The sequence below is a fragment of the Leucobacter sp. gxy201 genome (assembly GCF_051043335.1).
Taxonomy (GTDB): domain Bacteria; phylum Actinomycetota; class Actinomycetes; order Actinomycetales; family Microbacteriaceae; genus Leucobacter.
This window is the reverse complement of the sequence record NZ_JAMXWS010000003.1, coordinates 18,170-37,123: the sequence shown is the minus strand read 5'-3', so window position 1 is coordinate 37,123 and position 18,954 is coordinate 18,170. Positions and strand designations below refer to the sequence as shown.

19 protein-coding genes and 1 tRNA gene are annotated in these 18,954 nt (G+C 67.5%); 12 read left to right on the top strand and 8 right to left on the bottom strand.

Annotation, left to right across the window (positions count from 1 at the left end; translation table 11 throughout):
• Nucleotide 1: 1 nt before the first annotated feature.
• On the bottom strand, nucleotides 2–1,132 hold the full coding sequence (locus NHL51_RS05230) for a hypothetical protein (RefSeq protein WP_434142276.1): 1,131 nt from the start codon (nucleotides 1,130–1,132) through the stop codon (nucleotides 2–4).
• A gap of 298 nt (nucleotides 1,133–1,430) precedes the next feature.
• On the opposite strand from NHL51_RS05230, the gene NHL51_RS05225 reads away from it, so the two are divergent.
• The 8 genes from NHL51_RS05225 (at nucleotide 1,431) to NHL51_RS05190 (ending at nucleotide 8,592) form a co-directional block, all read left to right on the top strand.
• On the top strand, nucleotides 1,431–2,960 hold the full coding sequence (locus NHL51_RS05225) for an ATP-binding protein (protein WP_434142275.1): 1,530 nt from the start codon (nucleotides 1,431–1,433) through the stop codon (nucleotides 2,958–2,960).
• Complete coding sequence (locus NHL51_RS05220; protein WP_434142273.1) at nucleotides 2,957–3,421, top strand: hypothetical protein; 465 nt, start codon at nucleotides 2,957–2,959, stop codon at nucleotides 3,419–3,421. Before NHL51_RS05225 ends, NHL51_RS05220 begins: the two co-directional genes overlap by 4 nt.
• Complete coding sequence (locus NHL51_RS05215) at nucleotides 3,418–3,954, top strand: hypothetical protein (RefSeq protein ID WP_434142271.1); 537 nt, start codon at nucleotides 3,418–3,420, stop codon at nucleotides 3,952–3,954. Before NHL51_RS05220 ends, NHL51_RS05215 begins: the two co-directional genes overlap by 4 nt.
• Nucleotides 3,955–4,040: 86 nt before the next feature.
• Nucleotides 4,041–5,846 (top strand): type IV secretory system conjugative DNA transfer family protein, encoded by a 1,806-nt coding sequence (locus NHL51_RS05210; protein ID WP_434142270.1) that lies wholly within the window; start codon nucleotides 4,041–4,043, stop codon nucleotides 5,844–5,846.
• A 73-nt stretch (nucleotides 5,847–5,919) separates the two neighbouring features.
• Nucleotides 5,920–6,420 (top strand): single-stranded DNA-binding protein, encoded by a 501-nt coding sequence (locus tag NHL51_RS05205; RefSeq protein ID WP_434142268.1) that lies wholly within the window; start codon nucleotides 5,920–5,922, stop codon nucleotides 6,418–6,420.
• 111 nt (nucleotides 6,421–6,531) lie between these two features.
• Nucleotides 6,532–7,176: a hypothetical protein gene (locus tag NHL51_RS05200; RefSeq protein ID WP_434142266.1), complete on the top strand. Its 645-nt coding sequence runs from the start codon at nucleotides 6,532–6,534 to the stop codon at nucleotides 7,174–7,176.
• Complete coding sequence (locus tag NHL51_RS05195; protein ID WP_434142264.1) at nucleotides 7,173–7,382, top strand: helix-turn-helix transcriptional regulator; 210 nt, start codon at nucleotides 7,173–7,175, stop codon at nucleotides 7,380–7,382. The genes NHL51_RS05200 and NHL51_RS05195 overlap by 4 nt, the downstream gene beginning before the upstream one ends.
• Nucleotides 7,369–8,592: a tyrosine-type recombinase/integrase gene (locus NHL51_RS05190; RefSeq protein ID WP_434142263.1), complete on the top strand. Its 1,224-nt coding sequence runs from the start codon at nucleotides 7,369–7,371 to the stop codon at nucleotides 8,590–8,592. The genes NHL51_RS05195 and NHL51_RS05190 overlap by 14 nt, the downstream gene beginning before the upstream one ends.
• Before the next feature lie 202 nt (nucleotides 8,593–8,794).
• Here NHL51_RS05190 and NHL51_RS05185 read toward each other — a convergent pair.
• Nucleotides 8,795–8,868 (bottom strand) — tRNA-Pro (locus NHL51_RS05185).
• A gap of 209 nt (nucleotides 8,869–9,077) precedes the next feature.
• Here NHL51_RS05185 and NHL51_RS05180 point away from each other — a divergent pair.
• On the top strand, nucleotides 9,078–9,977 hold the full coding sequence (locus tag NHL51_RS05180) for an NUDIX domain-containing protein (RefSeq protein WP_434142260.1): 900 nt from the start codon (nucleotides 9,078–9,080) through the stop codon (nucleotides 9,975–9,977).
• A 74-nt stretch (nucleotides 9,978–10,051) separates the two neighbouring features.
• Here the strand turns inward: NHL51_RS05180 and rraA are convergent, their stop codons facing one another.
• Nucleotides 10,052–10,531, bottom strand: coding sequence for a ribonuclease E activity regulator RraA (gene rraA, locus NHL51_RS05175; protein WP_434142259.1), 480 nt, complete (start codon nucleotides 10,529–10,531; stop codon nucleotides 10,052–10,054).
• A gap of 187 nt (nucleotides 10,532–10,718) precedes the next feature.
• Between rraA and NHL51_RS05170 the strand changes: the two genes are divergently transcribed.
• The 3 genes from NHL51_RS05170 (at nucleotide 10,719) to NHL51_RS05160 (ending at nucleotide 13,508) form a co-directional block, all read left to right on the top strand.
• Nucleotides 10,719–11,408: a TetR/AcrR family transcriptional regulator gene (locus NHL51_RS05170; protein ID WP_434142256.1), complete on the top strand. Its 690-nt coding sequence runs from the start codon at nucleotides 10,719–10,721 to the stop codon at nucleotides 11,406–11,408.
• The gene (locus NHL51_RS05165; RefSeq protein WP_434142254.1) at nucleotides 11,405–12,976 is read left to right on the top strand and encodes an MFS transporter; all 1,572 of its coding nucleotides are present in this window, start codon (nucleotides 11,405–11,407) and stop codon (nucleotides 12,974–12,976) included. Before NHL51_RS05170 ends, NHL51_RS05165 begins: the two co-directional genes overlap by 4 nt.
• A 130-nt stretch (nucleotides 12,977–13,106) precedes the next feature.
• Nucleotides 13,107–13,508: a DUF4190 domain-containing protein gene (locus NHL51_RS05160; RefSeq protein WP_434142252.1), complete on the top strand. Its 402-nt coding sequence runs from the start codon at nucleotides 13,107–13,109 to the stop codon at nucleotides 13,506–13,508.
• Between the two features lie 49 nt (nucleotides 13,509–13,557).
• Here NHL51_RS05160 and NHL51_RS05155 read toward each other — a convergent pair whose 3' ends face one another.
• The 5 genes from NHL51_RS05155 to NHL51_RS05135 all read right to left on the bottom strand — a co-directional run bounded on the left by NHL51_RS05155 (nucleotide 13,558) and on the right by NHL51_RS05135 (nucleotide 18,562).
• A complete protein-coding gene (locus tag NHL51_RS05155; RefSeq protein WP_434142249.1) occupies nucleotides 13,558–14,454 on the bottom strand; it encodes a DUF817 domain-containing protein in 897 nt (298 codons plus the stop codon).
• Between the two features lie 236 nt (nucleotides 14,455–14,690).
• A complete protein-coding gene (der, locus tag NHL51_RS05150; protein WP_434142247.1) occupies nucleotides 14,691–16,220 on the bottom strand; it encodes a ribosome biogenesis GTPase Der in 1,530 nt (509 codons plus the stop codon).
• On the bottom strand, nucleotides 16,217–16,975 hold the full coding sequence (gene cmk, locus NHL51_RS05145) for a (d)CMP kinase (RefSeq protein ID WP_434142245.1): 759 nt from the start codon (nucleotides 16,973–16,975) through the stop codon (nucleotides 16,217–16,219). The genes der and cmk overlap by 4 nt, the downstream gene beginning before the upstream one ends.
• Nucleotides 16,960–18,048, bottom strand: a complete 1,089-nt coding sequence (locus NHL51_RS05140) for a prephenate dehydrogenase (protein WP_434142242.1) — start codon at nucleotides 18,046–18,048, stop codon at nucleotides 16,960–16,962. The genes cmk and NHL51_RS05140 overlap by 16 nt, the downstream gene beginning before the upstream one ends.
• A 25-nt stretch (nucleotides 18,049–18,073) precedes the next feature.
• Entirely contained in the window at nucleotides 18,074–18,562 is a 489-nt protein-coding gene (locus NHL51_RS05135) for an Lrp/AsnC family transcriptional regulator (RefSeq protein ID WP_434142240.1), read from the bottom strand.
• Nucleotides 18,563–18,954: the final 392 nt, after the last annotated feature.

Genomic DNA, 18,954 nt, shown 5'->3' with positions numbered 1-18,954 from the left:
GCTAGACTGTCGCGCTTGAGATAATGATCTGCTCCGCGATGAATCGCATTATGGGCACCTCCGGATCCAGTGCGTGGTCGTCCCGAAACGGCGCGAACCTGCTCTTCGCCCCATTCTTGCGGTGTACGAGCGCGTTCCTGTTCTTATAGATTCTGCGCGCCAACCTCCCGTAGAGTTTCTCATCCGGTGTATCTCGTAAGTTGACGGCATCGCCACCAGAGAAAGCCACAGCGCCATCGGAGTAGTGCTTAAGAAGTGATGAATCAAATGCGTCGATGGAATCTGCCAATTCGGAAATATTGACATACCTCATGAGGGTTAGCTTGAGGGCGCTGAGCTCGTTAATCACGACCTCGTCATCTCTGGTTTTGAGTTCCTCGCTGACAGTCTTAATCAAGCGCCGCATGTCTTTCATCCGTCTGTATGAAAAGCCGGGTGATGTAATCACTGCTTGCAGTTTGACTGCGATGTCGTTCTGAAACACTTCCTCGAACCAGTGTTCGGCGACATGATAATAAGAAATATAGGAAAGCATTGGGCTGTCGGTGGACAGCGCAAGCTGGTAGTTGTGGACTAGATCCGGAATGTATCTCTTGTGTGGGGCGTCGAGGCTATCTGCTTTTCCTCTTCGCAGATACTGGATGCGATGGCGACGGAGGCTCTCTTGCAAGGTTGGCCGCGGTACGACTGGGTAGTCCAAGTTGTAACCAACATGAAAATAGAACGAATCCGCTAATGCCTGAAAAGTACTGTGTGAAGTCTTCTCATCTGATTCGATACGCAATGAGGTGATGCGGAGGTTGTCAACGAAGAGGTCGAGAGGCGCGTCCTCGCTATCGAAGAACCTTTGACGTGCCATGGGCGATGGTGCTCGATGTCGCCTAGCAAACTCCGCATCTGAGCTATATATCCTGTCCGCAATCGCAAGCGCAAAGGCCAGGGACGGCTTTCCAAGCCGGTACTTGTACCCGTCTACTTCATCTTCTATCTCGAGGTCGGCTCGTGACCAGACTGGTCGTGGCGGGCCGGAGTAAACAACAAGAAATTCTGCCGCCGTTTCGTTAAAAATCTGGGTTTCTTCGTTGAGGTCGTAGTGGCCTATTTCTTCAAGGACCCCTTCAATATCCACCATAGGTATAGTCCTGGAACCGCTCAGGTTCCTTCGACTCGTGAGAGTAACTTGTTGGAAATCTACTGAAGCCCTCACGAGCAACGTTTCACAAATAAGCTCGATGGCTCTATCAGCGTCCATTAGGCCTTCCTCATCCTTGAACTCCGTAGCGTTTCGAGGGTTTCGAGCGTTTGTTCGTGGAGTCGTCAGGTTCTTGCAGTGCGTTAAGAGCACCCTATCCAACTTGCAAGTTGCCTGTTCCTAACTGCCCCTGCGGACGTACCTGGTGCGTATCCCGATAGCTGAGAGGCAGATGACCATGCACGCAGAAGACGGCTCAAGAAGGCTCTACTCCACCGTTCTTGTCGAGGACGGCACCGGGCGGCGCGCCCGCCACGAACGTGAGCGCGCCGCCCGACAGGTCATCGCCCGCGAGCACGCCGAGCAACGGCACGCGATCCGAACGAAGCTCGCAGCCGAACGTGCCGAGGCCCGCTCCACGAACTACCTCCCCAAAGGCGGCGACCCTGGCGCTGCAGCGCTCCGCTCCTATCGCGGATTCCGAGTGCCCACCCATCAGGACACCTCTGCGGCATTGCAGGGCGCATACCCGTTCCTCGCAGAGGGCGGACTCGGCTCCCAGGGCGTGTTCGTCGGGCAGGACATGTACTCGGGCGGCTCGTTCGTGTACGACCCGTGGGTGCTCTACCAGCGCGGCATCATCACCGCCCCGAACCTCGTCCTGGCAGGCATTGTCGGTTCGGGGAAATCGTCGCTTGCGAAGTCGTTGTACACGAGGTCGATCCCGTTCGGGCGACGCGTCTATGTCCCCGGGGACCCGAAAGGCGAGCACACCGCAGTCGCCGAAGCTGTCGGCGGGAAAGCGATCGTCCTCGGGCATGGACTCCGCAACCGCCTCAACCCACTGGACGAGGGGTACCGTCCTGCCGGGATCTCCGACAGCGAGTGGGCGGCGACCGTCGCGTCCCGCCGTCGCGATCTCATCGGGGCGCTGGCGGAGACGGTGCTCGAGCGTTCCTTGTCGCCGCTGGAGCACACGGTCATCGATATCGCACTCCAAGCGGTCGTCGCCTCTGCGTCGGTGCCGATCCTCCCGATGGTCGTCGACCGCATCCTCACCCCTGACGCGGGTGGCGATGAACGCCTCGCGGAAGACGGCCGCATGGTCGGCCATGCGCTGCGCAGGCTCGTCTCCGGCGATCTTGCCGGGTTGTTTGATGGCCCGTCGACGGTGAGCTTCGATCCGACGCTGCCGATGATCACGCTGGATCTCTCGCGGGTGGTGGAGAACTCGACGCTGATCTCGGTGCTGATGACGTGCTCCAGCGCGTGGATGGAGTCGGCGCTGTTGGATCCGAACGGCGGGCAACGCTGGGTCGTGTACGACGAGGCATGGCGGCTGATGTCGCATCCCGCACTGTTGAAGCGGATGGACGCGCACTGGCGGCTCGCCCGCCACTACGGAATCGCGAACCTCTTGATCTTCCACAAGCTCACCGACCTCGATAACGTCGGCGACCAGGGCTCCGCGATGCGGTCGCTGGCGAACTCGCTGCTGGCGAATGCAGAGTCGCGGATCATCTACCGGCAAGAGTCCGACCAGATCGGCACCACCGGGAAGACCCTGGGCTTGACGGGCACCGAGCAGAAGCTCCTCCCGTCGCTGGGGACAGGTCAGGGGCTGTGGCGGATCAAGGAATCCAGTTACGTCGTTCAGCATCAGTTGCACCCGGATGAGTTTCGGGCCTTCGACACGACTCAGCGTATGACGCAGGGCCAAAATCCGCGGAAACAGGCGGATCCAGGCGAGGCGGGTGGCGAGCGATGAACGACGCGGCGATCGACGAGTTGACGCGCAACATGATGGCGCTCGATGCCGGTTTGCACCGGATCACGGAGACGTTCGGTGAGCATGTGCAGTTGCGGGATGAGGATCCGGTCGTGTTCGGGGCCGGGCACTATGTGCTCTACCCTGTCGAGGGGTCGACGGTGCGCCTCTCCATCACGGAGCAGTACGCGGGCACTGACTGGTCAGACGACGAACGCGTCCCGACGTCGTGGAGCTGGGAAGCAGAAGCCCGAGTCACCCAGCCGGGCCACGGGCATCCCTGGGTGACGCTGGCGGAAGGAGAGGTCGCCTCCGCCGACTATGCCAGGTTGCTGAACATCGCGGAGGGCTGGGCCGGGGCCATCCATGCGCTTGCCGAGCGAGAGGTGTCGCTCTCACCCGAAGCTGTCGAACAGTCCTCGGTCGCGCAGGAGTTCGAGGGCCGCACCTTCCTGACATGAGCCTTCGACGTCGCCCCCGTAAGCAGACCCCTTCACCTTCCGTATCCGAGATGCAGGCGGTGGTGGTGCCTCCGGTGCTGCCGCAGATCCTGCTCGAGGCCGTGAGCGCAGACACGCTGATCGTGACGGTCAATGGCAACAAGCTCGCCGCGACCCCGATCCGCAGGGACGCGATCGCGCAGACCGTGACCGAGCTCGTTGCGCGTCTCGGGTCGCCGACGCGGGTCGAGGTGCGGGAGATGGACGGCAGCGTGCAAGCGGATATCCTCACGCCACCTGCCCCGCGCTCACCGTTCGCACCGCCCGAACATGCTGAGAGCCCGGTCTCGGTGCCGAACCTGGTGGAGTTCACCGCGGAGGGGTTCATTCCCGGAGAGGACGTCGCGCTCGCGCTCATTGTGCGCCACGCTTCCGCCGACCATACCGGTGCCGCACGCACCATTGTGGATCGCGGCGAGATCCCGCAGCTTGCAGGCGAGGTGCTGCTGCTCGGCAGGATCTCAGGCACCGTGTCGGTGCAGCGCATCGACTAACCGCAGGTTGGTCCCTGGCTGCTGCCGCACCTGCTTCCTGACCCCACTCATCTTCTTCCTCGGGGTCGGGAAGCAGGTGCTTTGTCATGTCCGGACCCGTGCAGGCGAAACCCGCCAACGACGTCTTCATCAATCTCGCCCTCGGCGCACTCATCACCGCGGCCGGGTTCACCGGGCTGCTGCGCGTCGCGGGCTCCGTGACCGCGTTCCTCACCGGCCTCCCAGAGCCCTCCGGCGGGCTGACCTCCGGCCTCGGCGTGCTCGCCACCCCGCTGGATCCGGGAGCGGCGCTCGGCGCGGAAGGGCTGAGCCCGATCCTGTACTGGATCGTCGTCGCGGTGTTCTTCCTCACCCTCATCGGGGCGGGGTTCCTCGTGGCGCGAGCCATCCTGCGTGCCCGTGCGACGACGGATCCGCACCGACTGCAGGGCACCGCGACCGCGATCGAGATCGCACGGGTCGCATCCCCGAAGGTGCTCATACAGAAAGCCCGGACGCTGCGCCCCTCACTCACCGGGAAAGTGTCGCCGCAGGAGGTCGGGTATCTCCTCGGCTACGGGAAGGGCGGGCAGGTCTGGGCGACCGTGGAGGATTCGATCCTGCTCATTGGGCCACCGCGTGCAGGAAAAGGATATTTGGTCGCTGTGAATGCGATCCTCGATGCTCCTGGCGCGGTGATCACGACCTCGACGCGGCCCGACAATCTCACCGCGACGATGCAGGCCCGCGCCCGCAAGGGCAAGGTCGCGGTGTTCGATCCGCAGCAGCTCGCGCTCGGCCTCCCGGCGGGGATGCGCTGGTCGCCCGTGCGCGGGTGTCAAGATCCGCTCACGGCGATGATCCGCGCGAAAGGCCTCGCCACCGCGACCGGGTTCGGTGGGGTGCAGGACGCGGGCTTCTGGGAAGGGAAAACGACCGCCGCGATCCAATGCCTCCTGCACGCTGCAGCCCTCGACGGTCGGGATGCGAAGACGCTGTATCAGTGGGCGCTGAACCCGACGCTCGCAGCCGACGCGGTCAGGATCCTCTCATCCCATCCGGGCGCGGCAGAAGGATGGGCGGACTCCCTGGATGCGATGGTGCAGGCCGACCCTCGTACGAGAGACTCGATCTGGCAAGGCGTGTCCTTGGCGTTCTCTGCGCTCGCGGATCCGCGCGTGCTCGACGCGGTCAGCCCTGCGCCGGGTGAGGAGTTCGATCCCGAAGAGTTCCTCCTCGGGAACGGGACGCTGTACCTGCTGGCGACGGGGGCAGGGGCTGGTGCGTCGTCGGCGCTGGTGGCTGCGTTCATCGAAGACCTCGTCGAGACCGCCCGCAAGATCGCCGCCCGTTCACCCGGCGCACGCCTGGATCCGCCGCTGCTACTCGCCCTCGATGAGATCGGGAACTTGGCTCCGTTGCCCTCGCTCCCGACGCTCATGGCGGAAGGCGGCGGAACCGGGATTACGCCGTTGCCGGTGCTGCAGTCCCTCGCGCAGGCGCGGGAGAAGTGGGGCGAGAACCAGGCGAGCGCGATCTGGGATGCCGCGATCGTGAAGATCATCCTCGGCGGCGCATCCAACTCCCGCGATCTGCAAGACCTCTCGACCCTGATCGGTGAGCGAGATGAGACCACCGATTCCGTCACAACTGACGCATATGGTTCGCACTCGAATCAGCGATCGATCCGGCGCGTGCCGATCCTCCCACCGGATGTGCTGCGGACCCTCCCGTTCGGCACCGGGGTGGTGATGCTCCGCACCGCACGCCCCATCATCACGAGGCTTCGCCCCTGGTCTTCGCGTGCCGATGCGAAGCAGCTCCGCGCCGACCGTGCCGAGATCGAACTGGCCCTGCAGCAGGGCTCCTCGAACGACGCACGACCCGACGCGAAGGAGGACGAGGCGGCATAGGCCCGGTCGTCGTTCCTACCTGTCTCATGATCCCGCACAACGGTGACGGGGCGCGAGACAAGGAGTAACGCTGATGGCGATCCATACGAAGGAATCCCTCTCCGGATTCATCGCTTCCGACCCGGAGCTCACGTTCACGAGCAAGGGCGACGCACGCCTGTACATGCGGATCGGGCAACCGCAATCACGACTCGAAGACGACGGCAGCTTCACGACCCTCGACCCGACGTTCGCCGACCTGGTGATGTTCCGCAAGTCTGCCGAACGCGCACACGACCAGTTCCGCAAGGGCGACAACTTCATCGCCGAGGGCGAGACCCGCAGCTACACCCAGACCGTCGACGGCGGAGAGGTGGAACGCGACCAGTTCGTCGCTTCGCGTATCGGCCACGACAACAACATCACTCGCTACAACGTTGACCGTAGCCGTCCCGAACGCGATACCGCGCAGCGCGACACCGCAAGCCGTGAGCAGGTGCAGCAGGCCCTCGCCGAGCGAGAAGCCGAACTGGACCCCGAAGCGGCAGCGACCGCGAGCACGGGCCAAGTGCAGCGCGAAGCCGTGGCCCGCTGACCCGGGTGCGGCGACCACCGATCCATGCTTCCTCGTGGTCGCCGCACCCGCCAGATTCCTGCACCGACTGCCGGTGCGTCCCTTTTTTCCTTCTCTCGTTGGAGGTTTCTGATGAACGCCGACACCACCCCCTCCGATGAAACCGGGGATCGTCCAGACGGCGACGGCCCGGCACTACCGTCTGAGATCGAGGCGAAGACTCGTGAGATCGCGAGGCAGGCCTACGCGAACGACATCGCCGCCACGCTCGGCGCGGTGCCTCGCCCGATCAACTGGCGCACCCTCCCACCTGATGACCTCGAACAAGAACTCCTCGATCTGAACGCCTGGATCGACTGGCTCCGCCACACCTACGGGCTCCCCGCCCAGGTCGTGCCACCAATGTGGCACCGCCACCCAGAGTTACTCTGGGAGCTATCGGCACTCAGGCAGCACTGGCTGTTCTCCTTCGACCCGCAGGCCAAGGGCAACCAGGCCCTCGCCTGGCACCACGACTTCGCCATCGCTAGGGAACGTCTGCGCGACTGGGTCACGATCTCGGGTACTCGCCTCGACCGCGACCGTCCCACCCGCGTCACGGCGTGGCCCGGCGGTGAGGCCGAAGGCTGGGTCGCGCCCGACACCACCGAACGGCCCGTGACCGAACGCGCGAAGGACTTCCTTGCGTTCGTCGAGGAGCAAGTAGCGGCCCGGACTGCGGAGCAGGACGCGACGATCCGGGAGATCGTGAACATCGATTGGAGTGAACAGTCATGACCGAACCGGCAAATGACGTGCTCGTTTCACCGCTGCGGGATAGCCGCGAGGTTGCGGCGTTCTTGCGGGTTTCAGAATCGACGCTGTCGAGGTGGCGGGCCGAGAAGAAGGGGCCGCCGTTCATCCGGATCGGTGGTGTGACGAGGTATCGCATCGAACAGGTCGAACACTGGCTTGCGTCCCTCGATACCGATGAGCACGCCTGAACCCACCGCGCGGCTGCCGGTGCCACCGATCGGGGTGAAAGTCACCACCGATCTCGAGCACCGCACCTCCGGGATCCGTGCCCGCGCCCGCTGGATCGACCCGCACACCCGCAAGCGCGTGACCCGCGCACTCGTTGTCCCCGACGAGGAAGCAGCGGACGAGTTCTTCCAGTACCTGCAAGCCTCCGCCGAGCTCGGGATCGACAAACGCATCCTGCTCTCTGACTACGTCGAGATGATCGGAGACCGGTGGCAGCGCGGTCTTGACCCCACCTCCACCGTCGACGGCTACAAGCTCGGCCTCCGCCTCCGCGTGCTCCCCGCACTGGGGCATTTGCCGTTGTCGCAGATCACGGCCGGGATGATCGACCGCACCATCGACCAGTGGGAGACCCAGCACTCCGCGTCAACGATCAAGAACACCATCGCGCCCCTCGTCCGTGTCCTCGATGAAGCCGTCCGCGACGACCTCCTGCCCAGCAACCCCGCCCGCAACCGCTCCCGGCGCTCTCTCGGTAAATCAGCTCTCACTCTCAAAGAGAACGACCTCTCGCCACGCGTGCACGCGCTCAAAGACCTCGCGACCCTCACGACTCTGGCGGATCGGTGTGGGGAGGTGCATCAGAGCTATTCCGACTTCGTGATGCTCGGAGCTCTCCTCGCCGCGCGAGGCTCCGAGATTTCAGGCCTCCAAGTCGGCGACATCGACTGGGATCAACGCATCGTCACGATCCGCCGCCAAACCTACCCCGGTGCAGGCGGCCTCGTCACCAAACAAACCAAGGGCCGCGACATCCGCCACGTCCCCATCCTGCAAGCCCTCACACCCGTACTGGAACGTCTCACCAACGACCGTGAGCCCGAGGATCGCCTGTTAACTGGTCCCCGCGGCGGAGTCCTCACCACAGCGTCCGTGCGAGATGCGACAAAGTGGGACCAGCTCGTCACCGAGCTCGAGCTACCAAGCCTCACCCGGCACGGGCTCCGCCACACCGGAGCGACCTGGCTCGCCGACGCAGGCATCCCACTCCATGTCCTCCAAGGCATCCTCGGCCACAAATCGATCGAGACTACCCGCGGCTACCTCCACCCCGACACCAGGCACCTCACCGACGCTGCCGCACGCGCCAACGCGTTCCTCGACGGACACGAGAACCCCGACCGCGAGGCCCCCGCCATTTCCGCTCGAACGACTGCGCCTCGGCGATGAAAACGGTCGCGGATCTCAGCCAAAGCGGGCTCCAGGTCCCGGCCAGGTCCCGGCCAGGTCCCGGCTCGTCGCAACAGCCGCAATCCAAGCATCTCGGAAGGCATCAGCACCCGCGGTCGGATGCTTCCATAAACCCCTCCGAAAAGGACAACAGAAACGACGAAGCCCAGGTGAGAAACCTGCTCTCACCTGGGCTTTTCTGTCGGGATGACAGGATTTGAACCTGCGACCCCTTGACCCCCAGTCAAGTGCGCTACCAAGCTGCGCCACATCCCGTTGTTCTATTTTCGAGCCGTACCGAGTCGTTACCGCACTTGACCCCCAGTCAAGTGCGCTACCAAGCTGCGCCACAGCCCGTTGCCATCACGCCTCTGCGAGACAACTCCTCTATCTTACTCATACTTCGGAGGCGCGAATGACCACTCGGTCGATCGCGCCCGGAAGATACATGTGACCCACGAAATCGCGTTGCTACGCTGGAGCCCATGAGCGACCTTCGAGACCCCGGCGACGCATGGGTGACGGCCGACGACGGGGTTCGCTACTGGGGCCGCTACGGCGCGGCGGGCATGATCGCCTACGACCGCGACCTCGACGCCGTGCTGCTGCAGCATCGGGTCACCTGGAGCGACCATGGCGACACGTGGGGCATCCCGGGCGGTGCGCGGCATGAGGGCGAGGCCGCGATCGTCGGCGCGATCCGCGAATCGCAGGAGGAGGCGGGGGTGCCCGACGGCGCCGTCGAACCGCTCTTCACGCATGTGCTCGACCGTGGCGGCTGGACGTACACGACCCTCATCGCCGAGGTCGTCGAGCCGTTCGAGCCCGAGATCACGGATGCCGAGAGCCACGCGCTCGAGTGGGTGCGCGTCGACGAGGTCGACGGGCGCGAGCTGCACCCGGCGTTCGCGGCGAGCTGGCCGCTGCTGCGCCCGCTGCTCGCCGCCCGCCCGACCGTGGTGGTCGATGCCGCGAACGTCGTGGGCGCGGTGCCCGACGGGTGGTGGAAGGATCGTCGCGGCGCGGCCGCCAAGCTGCGCGACCGCATCGAGAAGCGTGCGGCGACCGGGAAGGGCATTCGCGCCGGGTTCGTCGAGCTGCCCGCCACCGTGGTACCGGGGCTCGATCGGGCCTTCCCGAGCTGGATCTTCGTGACGGAGGGCGTCGCTCGCGGCATCGAGAGCACCCCGCACGTGCGCGTGGTCGACGCGGTCGAGATCGGCGACGACGAGATCGTCGCTCAGGCGCAGGCCGAGATCGCCCGCGGCCGCAGCGTCACGGTCGCCACGAGCGATGCCGAACTGCGGGCACGCTGCCTCTCCGCCGGCGTCACCGGGGTGCGCGGTTCGAAGCAGCTGCTGAAGCAGCTCGGTCGCGTCTCGTAGCGCTCGCCAGGGATCGCCGTTCGACAGTCCTCATCGGCGCCGGCAGGGCGCGCTCGCCTGCGCGGGGCACGAGCTCAGCGCTCGACGAGGATACCGTCCTCATCGGCCCACACGGTCGCCCCCGGAGTGAAATCCACACCGCCGATCGTGACTGTGACGTCGGCCTCGCCGGCGCCGGTCTTCGTCGACTTCGCCGGGTTCGATCCGAGCGCCTTCACGCCGATGGGCAGGGTGCCGATCGCGACGCGGTCGCGGATGGCGCCGTTGACGATGAGCCCGGCCCAGCCGTTGTCGACGCCGAGGCCCGCGATGATGTCGCCGACGAGCGCGGTCTCGAGCGAGCCGCCGCCGTCGATCACGAGTACAGCGCCGTCGCCGGGCGTGCCGAGGATGCTCTTGAGCAGCGCGTTGTCCTGGAAGCAGCGCACCGTGCGCACCGGGCCGCTGAACGCGGTCACTCCCCCGAGATCCAGGAACTGCAGCGATACCGAGTCGAGCTCGCTGCCCCGCTCGTCGTAGAGGTCGGCGGTGCTGAGCGGCGTGGTGAGAACCATGGGGTGCTCCTTCGGAGGTTGCTTGCGTCCGAGTAACGCTACATGCCGCCGCTGACATTGCGCGATGCGGCCCGTAATATTCGGCCCTGCTCCGGCGCGCCCGGACCCGCGGATTGCCCACGCGAACGAACTCGTGTACAAATGTACATGTACGTTTGTACACGATGATCCCTGTCGAGAAAGCACCATGACCGCCGCACCGCTCCCGTCGCCCGGCCGCCGCGACCCCGAGGGCCGCAAACGCGCCATCGTGCGCGCCGCCGCCGAGCTCATCACTGAGAACGGCCCGGCCGGCATCTCGCACCGCAGCATCGCCGAACGCGCCGGCGTCTCGCTCGGCTCGACCACGCAGTACTTCGCATCGCTCGACGAGCTGCGCGAGCTCGCCCTGCAGCTGCTCGCCGACGATGTCGATGAGCAGCTCGCCGAGGTGCAGGCGCTGCTCCCCCGCATCGACGCCGGCACCGCGGCCGGCACCGCCACCGACACTACGACAGGCACCGCCGCCGGCACCGCCGCAGGCACCGCACGCGACCCCGAGGCCGCCACCGGCATCGCGCTCGACCGGTTCGTCGACTCGCTGCACGACTTCCTCCTCGACCGCCGCGCCGTCGCCGCCGACCTCGCCCTCATCTCGAGCGCCACCGTCGACCCGCGCATGCGCAGTCTCGCCCGCCGCTGGAACGACCGCCTCACCGCCATGCTCGCCCCGCACCTCGGCCAGGCCTGCGCCGCAGCCGTCACCGTCTATCTCGACGGCGCGACCGTGCACGCCGGCATCAACGACGAACCCCTCGGCCGCGACGAGCTCACCACGGCTCTGCAGGCCATCCTCACCATGCACGACCCCGCACCCACTACCGGAGCACGACCATGACCCCCGCGAACCAGCTCAGCCGCGCCCGCCGCTGGAGCGCCGTCGCCGTTCTCACCGCGAGCCTGCTCGTGATCATGATGGACATGACGATCCTGAACATCGCGCTGCCCGAGATGGCGGCCGAGCTGCACCCCGATTCCGACCAGCAGCTCTGGATCATCGACGTCTACTCCCTCATCCTCGCAGGGCTCCTCGTGCCGCTCGCCGCGGTCGCCGACCGGTGGGGCCGCAAGCGCATGCTGCTGCTCGGCTACACGATCTTCGGCGTCGCATCCCTCCTCGTGCTGTGGGCCCCGACCGCCGGGGCCGTGATTGCGGTGCGCGCCTTCCTCGGCTTCGGCGGCGCGATGATCATGCCCGCGACGCTCTCCCTCATCCGCGTCATCTTCACCGACCCGCGCGAACGCGCGACGGCGCTCTCGATCTGGGCGGCGGTGTCGGGCCTCGGCGCCGCGACCGGCCCGCTGCTCGGCGGCTTCCTGCTCGAGCACTTCTCGTGGCACGCCGCGTTCCTCGTGAACGTGCCGCTCATGCTCGTCGCGCTCGTCGCCGGCATCGTCATCCTGCCCGAGTCGCGGGTCTCGCACCCCGGCCCCCTCGACCTCGTCGCGGCGGCCCTCGCTCTCGGCGGCATGACGCTCACCGTGTGGTCGGTGAAGACGTTCGGCAAGCTGGCGACGCTCGCCGACCCCGCCGCCTGGGTCGCGGGGCTCATCGGCCTCGCCCTGCTCGCCTGGTTCGGGGCGCGCTGCGCGAGGAGCACGCATCCGCTCATCGACCTCGCGCTCTTCCGCAGCCGCGTCTTCTCGGCAGGGATCATCGCCGCCCTCGGTTCGATGTTCGCCATGGCGGCCGCGATGCTGCTGCTCGCCCAGTGGCTGCAGCTCGTCGGCGGAGCCACTCCCTTCGAGGCGGGCATCCAGATGCTGCCGATCGCGATCACGAGCGCACTCGGGTCGCTCGCCGCTCCCCCGCTCGCACGGCTCATCGGCACGCGCGCCGTGCTCGCGGGCGGCGTCGCGACGGCGGGGCTCGGCATGCTCGTGCTCGGGGTCGTTCCCGGCGGGCTGAACCTCGTGGCGGTGCTGCTGTCGCTCGCCCTCATCGGCATCGGCATGGGGTCGCTCGCGATCGGCTCGGCGATGATCATGTCGGGATCGCCGCTCGAGAAGGCGGGCAGTGCCGGAGCGCTCGAGGAGACCTCGTACGAGCTCGGGTCGGTGCTCGGCGTCGCCATCCTCGGCAGCGTCTCGGCGCTCGTCTACCGCACCGAGCTCGCGGCGGGCGCATCGCTCGACGGGCTGACCGCCGAGCTCGCCCGGCAGGCGCGCGAATCGCTCGGCGCAGCGGTGGCGATCGGCGAGCACGCCGCATCCCCCGAGCTCATCGCCTCGGCGGGCGAGGCGTTCACCCGCTCGCTGCAGCTCACGGGGATCGTCGGCGGGCTGCTCATGGTGGCCGTCGCCGTGCTCGTCTTCTGCGTCACGCCGAAGGGCACCGACGTGTCGGGGGCCGAAGAAGCGGAAGCGGCATCCGCACTGCCCGATACCGCATCGCGCGCAGTCTGAGCGAGACGGTACCGCGGTACCACCCGGCCGATACCGGGGCAGGACGCGCCCGGATGCCGCACGCTCGTAACGTGGAATCATCACGCAGGGGCCGCACCCAGTGCCCTGCGATTGCACGAAAGGCGTCGACATGACCACCACCGCAGTGACCGCGATCCTCCCCGACCAGACCGTCGAACTGGAGCTCCAGAACCGCTCGGCCGCACCGGACGCGTCCGTCGCACCCGCACCCGCCCCCGCCCCCGCCGCGACGCAGACCCCCGCGGCCGATGAGTCGCGCGCGAGTTCCTTCGCTCTCGCGAGCTTCGTCATCGGAATCGTCTCGATCGCCGCCGGCTGGTCGTTATTCGTGCCGATCGTCGGGTTCGTGCTCGGCATGCTCGCCCTGCGTCGCGGCACCGCCGAACGGACGCTGGCCCTCTGGGGCGTCTGGCTGAACGGGGTACTGCTCGCGCTCGTCGCGATCGCGATCGTCGCGGTCATTGCCGTCGTCGGCTTCGGCCTCATCGCGCTGCCGCTCGCGGCGAGCTGACCGGCCGCCGTTCTCCCCGGTCCCGCTGGGCGCGATCTCTGTGCTCGCCTCAGCGGGACCGCCGCGCGCCGCCGGGCGCCTGCCCGACCGCGGGCGGTCGCGGCGGGTAGACGAACGTGACGAGCACGACCGAGATGATCATGAGCAGGAACCACGAGACGAGCTTCTGCGGCGACACCAGCTCCCAGCCGCCCTGCTGGTGCGGGTAGAGCCAGGCCCCGCCCCACGTCGCGATGTTCTCGGCCAACCAGATGAACACGGCGACGCCCGCGAACACCGCGAGCAGCGGCACCCGCAGCTCGGACCGCCACACCCGGAACACCATCGTCGTACGCGCCCACAGCACGACGACGGCGGCGAGCAGCGCCCAGCGCAGATCGACGGTGAAGTGGTGCGTGAAGAAGTTCGCGTAGATGGCGGCCGCGACGAGCGCCGTCGCCCATACCGGCGGATACCGCGTGAAGCGCAGCGCGTGCAGGCGTGTCACGCGCACCATGTACGAGCCGACCGCCGCATACATGAACCCGCTGAACAGCGGCACCGCGCCGATGCGCAGCACCCCCTCGACGCCGTAGCTCCACGAGCCGACGTCGGTCTTGAAGAGCTCCATCACGGTGCCGGTGATGTGGAACAGCACGATCACCCACAGCTCGCGGCCGCTCTCGAGCCGGAACACGAGCATGCCGATCTGGATCGCGATCGCCGCGATCGTGAGGGCGTCGTTGCGGGCGAGCACCGCGTCGTCCGGGTACCAGAGCCTGGCCGCGACAATCACCGCGAGCAGCAGCGCGCCGAACACGCACGCCCACGCCTGCTTCAGCACGAACACCGCGCACTCGATCGCGACGGCCCGGGGGCCGCTCTCGGGCCGGCCCGCGAGGATGCGGTGCGCCGCCCGGTCGATCGCCTGTTCGAGGCGGGTCAGTTCACGGGGTTCCTCGGCCATGCTCCGAGAGTAACGGGGGCCTCCCTGACCGAATGCAGGAAATAGTGCGGAATTCCGGTGCGATTGTGCATCAGATCGGGCACGCGAGGCTCGACAGGGATCGCGGAGCGCGGGCCGCGGCTACCGCCGCAGCCTGCGCTCACGGTTCTACGGAATCGCTACGCGATGCTCACCGCGCGAGCAGAGCCGCGCGGCGCATCCTCTCGGAGGCCAGAAATGGCCTCCGAGGAGCGGCGTCAGCGACGCAGACGCCGCTCACGGATGCGCATGTTGATCTGGATGGGGGTGCCCTCGAAACCGTAGTTCTCGCGCAGGCGGCGCTGCACGAATCGGCGGTAGCCGGGGTCGAGGAAGCCGCTCGTGAACAGCACGAAGGTCGGCGGGCGGTTCTGCACCTGCGTGCCGAAGAGAATGCGGGGCTGCTTGCCGCCGCGCAGCGGGTGTGGGTTCTCCTGCGTCAGCTCCGCGATGAACGCGTTGAACTTCGCCGTCGAGATGCGCGTATCCCACGACTCGAGCGCGACCTCGAGCGCCGGTACCAGCTTCTCGAGGTGGCGGCCGGTGCGCGCCGAGATGTTCACTCGCGGCGCCCAGGCGACGTGCGCCAGATCCTGGTCGATCTCGCGTTCGAGGTAGCGGCGACGATCGTCGTCGAGCAGGTCCCACTTGTTGAACGCCAGCACGAGCGCGCGCCCCGACTCGAGCACGAGATCGATGATGCGCAGATCCTGGTCGCTGATCTCCTCGGTGACGTCGAGCACGACGATCGCGACCTCCGCCTTCTCGAGCGCGGTCGCGGTGCGCAGCGACGCGTAGAAGTCGGCGCCCTTCTGCAGGTGCACGCGGCGGCGGATGCCGGCGGTGTCGACGAAGGTCCACACCTTGCCCGCGATCTCCACCTGCTCGTCGACCGGGTCGCGCGTGGTGCCCGCGAGGTCGTTCACGACCACGCGCTCCTCGCCGGCGGCCTTGTTGAGCAGGCTCGACTTGCCGACGTTCGGGCGGCCGAGAATGGCGACGCGGCGCGGGCCGGCGAGCTTCGGCTGCGCGACCGCCGACTCCTCGGGCAGCGCGTCGATGACGCGGTCGAGCAGATCGGCCACGCCTCGACCGTGCAGCGCCGACACGGCGTGCGGCTCGCCGAGACCGAGCGACCACAGCTGCGCCGCCTCCGGCTCGAACGCGGCATCGTCGACCTTGTTCGCGATGAGGAAGACCGGCTTCTTCGTGCGGCGCAGCAGCTGCACGACGCGCTCATCGGTCGCGGTCGGGCCGACGCGCGAGTCGACGACGAACAAGACGACGTCGCAGAGTTCGATGGCGACCTCGGCCTGCAGTGCCACCGACGCGTCGATGCCCTTCGCGTCGGGCTCCCACCCGCCCGTATCGACGAGGGTGAAGCGCGTATCGTTCCACTCCGCAGGGTAGCTCACACGGTCGCGCGTCACGCCCGGCACATCCTCCACGACGGCCTCGCGGCGGCCGAGGATGCGGTTCACGAGCGCCGACTTGCCGACGTTCGGGCGGCCGACGATCGCGACGACCGGCAGCGCCTCGGTGAGGGCGTGCTCGAAGCCCAAGAACTCGCCGTTCTCGCCGATGATCGCGAGATCGTCCTCTTCGAGATCGAAACCGTCCAGGCTCGAGCGCATGGCGCGCAGGCGCTCCTCGTCGGTCACGTCATCGCCTGCGAGCGCGGCGTCGAAGCCCTCGCCCTCGATGATGTCGTCGCCGGGGAACTCCGCCTCGGTGTGCTCGGTGCTCATCTCTTACTCTCTTCTGCGGCGCGCTGCGCCGCTCCTACGATGTCGACCACAGCCTGAACCGACTGCTCGAAATCCATGTCGCTCGTATCGACGAGCTCGACCCCCGGCGCCGGGTTGAAGAAGTCCACGACCAGCGCGTCGCGTGCGTCGCGTGCGACGATGTCGGCGAGCACCTGCTCGTGCGACAGCCCGTCGAGCTCCCCCGCGCGGCGCTGCGCCCGCACTTCGGGCGATGCCGTCATGAGGATGCGCACGGGTGCGTCCGGGGCCACGACGGTCGTGATGTCGCGCCCCTCGATCACGACGCCGGGCAGCCCCGACTCCGCGACGATGGCGCGGAACATCGCGTTGAGGCGCTCGCGCACCTCGGGGTGCTTCGACACGCGGCTCACCTGCCCGCTGATCTCGGGGTCGCGGATCGCCGCCGTCAGGTCGTGCGTCTCGTCACTGCGCCCACCGGGCAGCAGCACGCCGACCCGCTGCTCGCCGAGCAGCGTCGTCCGGTAGTTCCAGCGCTCCATGAGGCCCGCCACGGACGCCTCGTCGTCGAGGTCGATCCCTGTATGCGCAGAGGCCCAGGTCAGCGCGCGGTACGCCGCGCCGGTGTCGAGAATGCCGAACCCGAGGCGCGCAGCGGCCTCGCGGGATACGCTCGATTTGCCGCTGCCCGCGGGCCCGTCGATCGCGACGAGGATGGGCGCGACGGCGCCGGCCGTGGCATCGGCCGCATGCGCAACATTCACAAGGTCCTCCATCCGCGATCAGCGAGATCGGCGACAGCGCGTTCGGCGACCTCGGGCAGCACCGCGATCTCCGCGAAACCGATCTGAGCGCCCGGCGAGTGCTCGAGGCGCAAGTCTTCCATATTAATGCCCAGTTCTCCGAGTTCGGTGAGCAGGCGCGCCAGCTGGCCGGGTCGGTCGTCGACGATGACGGAGATCGTGGCGAACCGCTCGGAGGAGCCGTGCTTGCCCGGGATGCGCGAGACGCCGCGGTTGCCGGCCGAGAGCAGGTCGGCGATGCGCCGTTTCGCGCCCGCCTGCGACGGGTCGCGCAGCGCCTCCGTGAACCCGGCGATGTCTGCGGCGAGCGCATCGAGCAGCCCGACGATCGGTTCGCGATTCGCGGCGAGGATCTGCACCCACAGTTCCGGGTCGCTCGAGGCGATGCGCGTCGTGTCGCGGAGGCCGGCGCCGGCGAGCGCGATCGCCGGCTCGCTCGCGGGCACGAGGCGGCCGGCGAGCAGGCTCGACACGACCTGCGGCAGATGCGAGACGAGCCCGACCGAGCGGTCGTGCTCCTCGGGCGCCATCTCGAGCAGCACACCGCCGAGATCGAGCGCGATGCCCTCGACGAGGGCGAGCGCGGCCGCGGGGGTCTCGCCGTCGCGGCAGATGACCCAGGGCCGGCCGACGAAGAGGTCGGCGCGGGCCATGATCGCGCTGCCGCGCTCGCGCCCGGCCATGGGGTGCGAGCCGACGTAGCGCACGAGGTCGACGCCGCGCTCCATGAGCGCGCGGTACGGGGCGAGCTTCACACTGGCGACATCGGTGACGATCGCGTCGGGGTAGGCCTGGAGCGCGCGCTCGACGACGTCCGCGACGACGTCGGGCGGCGTCGCGACGACCACGAGGGCGGGCGGGGCGTCGTCGGCGGCGCGGGGACGGCCCGCGCCGTAGTCTGCGGCGAGCGCGACGGTCGTCGGCGAGAGGTCTTCGAGCGTCACGTCGACGCCGCGTTCGCGGAGGCCGAGGCCGATGCTCGCCCCGAGCAGTCCGGAGCCGATGATGTGGATCGATCCCTGTGTGCGCGCCTGCAGCTCGTTCATAGACCGCCCTTCCCGCCGTGCCGGTTCAATTCTGCCGTACTCCGGCCCCCTCGCGCAGCAGTCCGGTGACGCGGTACGGGATGACCTGGCGCAGGTAGAGGCTGGTCGAGGTGCGATTGATGCCCGGGCAGAGCCTGATCTCCTCGCTCACGCGGTACAGATCGTCGGGGTCGCGCGCGACGACGCGCAGCAGCAGGTCGGTGTCGCCGGCGGGGGCGAAGCACTCGAGCACCTCGGGGATGCCGGCGAGCGCGCGCACCGCCTCGGCGATGAGGTGCTGGTCGAGCTGCACCTGCACCATCGCCGCGACAGGGCGGCCGAGGGCGGCCGGCTTCACCCGGGCGCTGTGGGGGCGCAGCGCGTCGCGCTCCTGCATCTTGTCGAGCCGGGCCTGCACCGTGCCGCGGGCGAGACCGAGCTTCTGGGCGATCATCGCGACCGGCATGCGGGCATCGATATCGAGCTGCTCGAGGATTCTCCGGTCGATGCCGTCGAGCTCCGTCACTTTGTCCATTTTCTGCCACTCCCCTCGAGGCTTCACTATGCAAAATGCTCAATCTAAGAGTAGTCGTTTGTGCGATTCGCTCGAGACTATTTAAATGATCATCAGGAAGCGAACACCACACCGCTTCTCACCGCAGACCGCCGCACCAGGCGCGAGCGACGCCGAGAGACCAGCACCCCGGTCGCATCGGCAGACAACACCGAGCACCACCCCGCTCGCACGTCGATACCGCGCAAGCGCGCTCTTCGAGACTTCCTCGGTGGCGTCACGCAGTGCGGCCCACCGCAGCCCGACGGCCTACGAATTCGCGGGCGGGCGCGGCTTCCGCCGCTTCCCGCCCGCGGCAGCGCCGCGACGGTTATGCGGGTTTCCCTTCGCGGCGACCCCGCGCATGCCTCGGG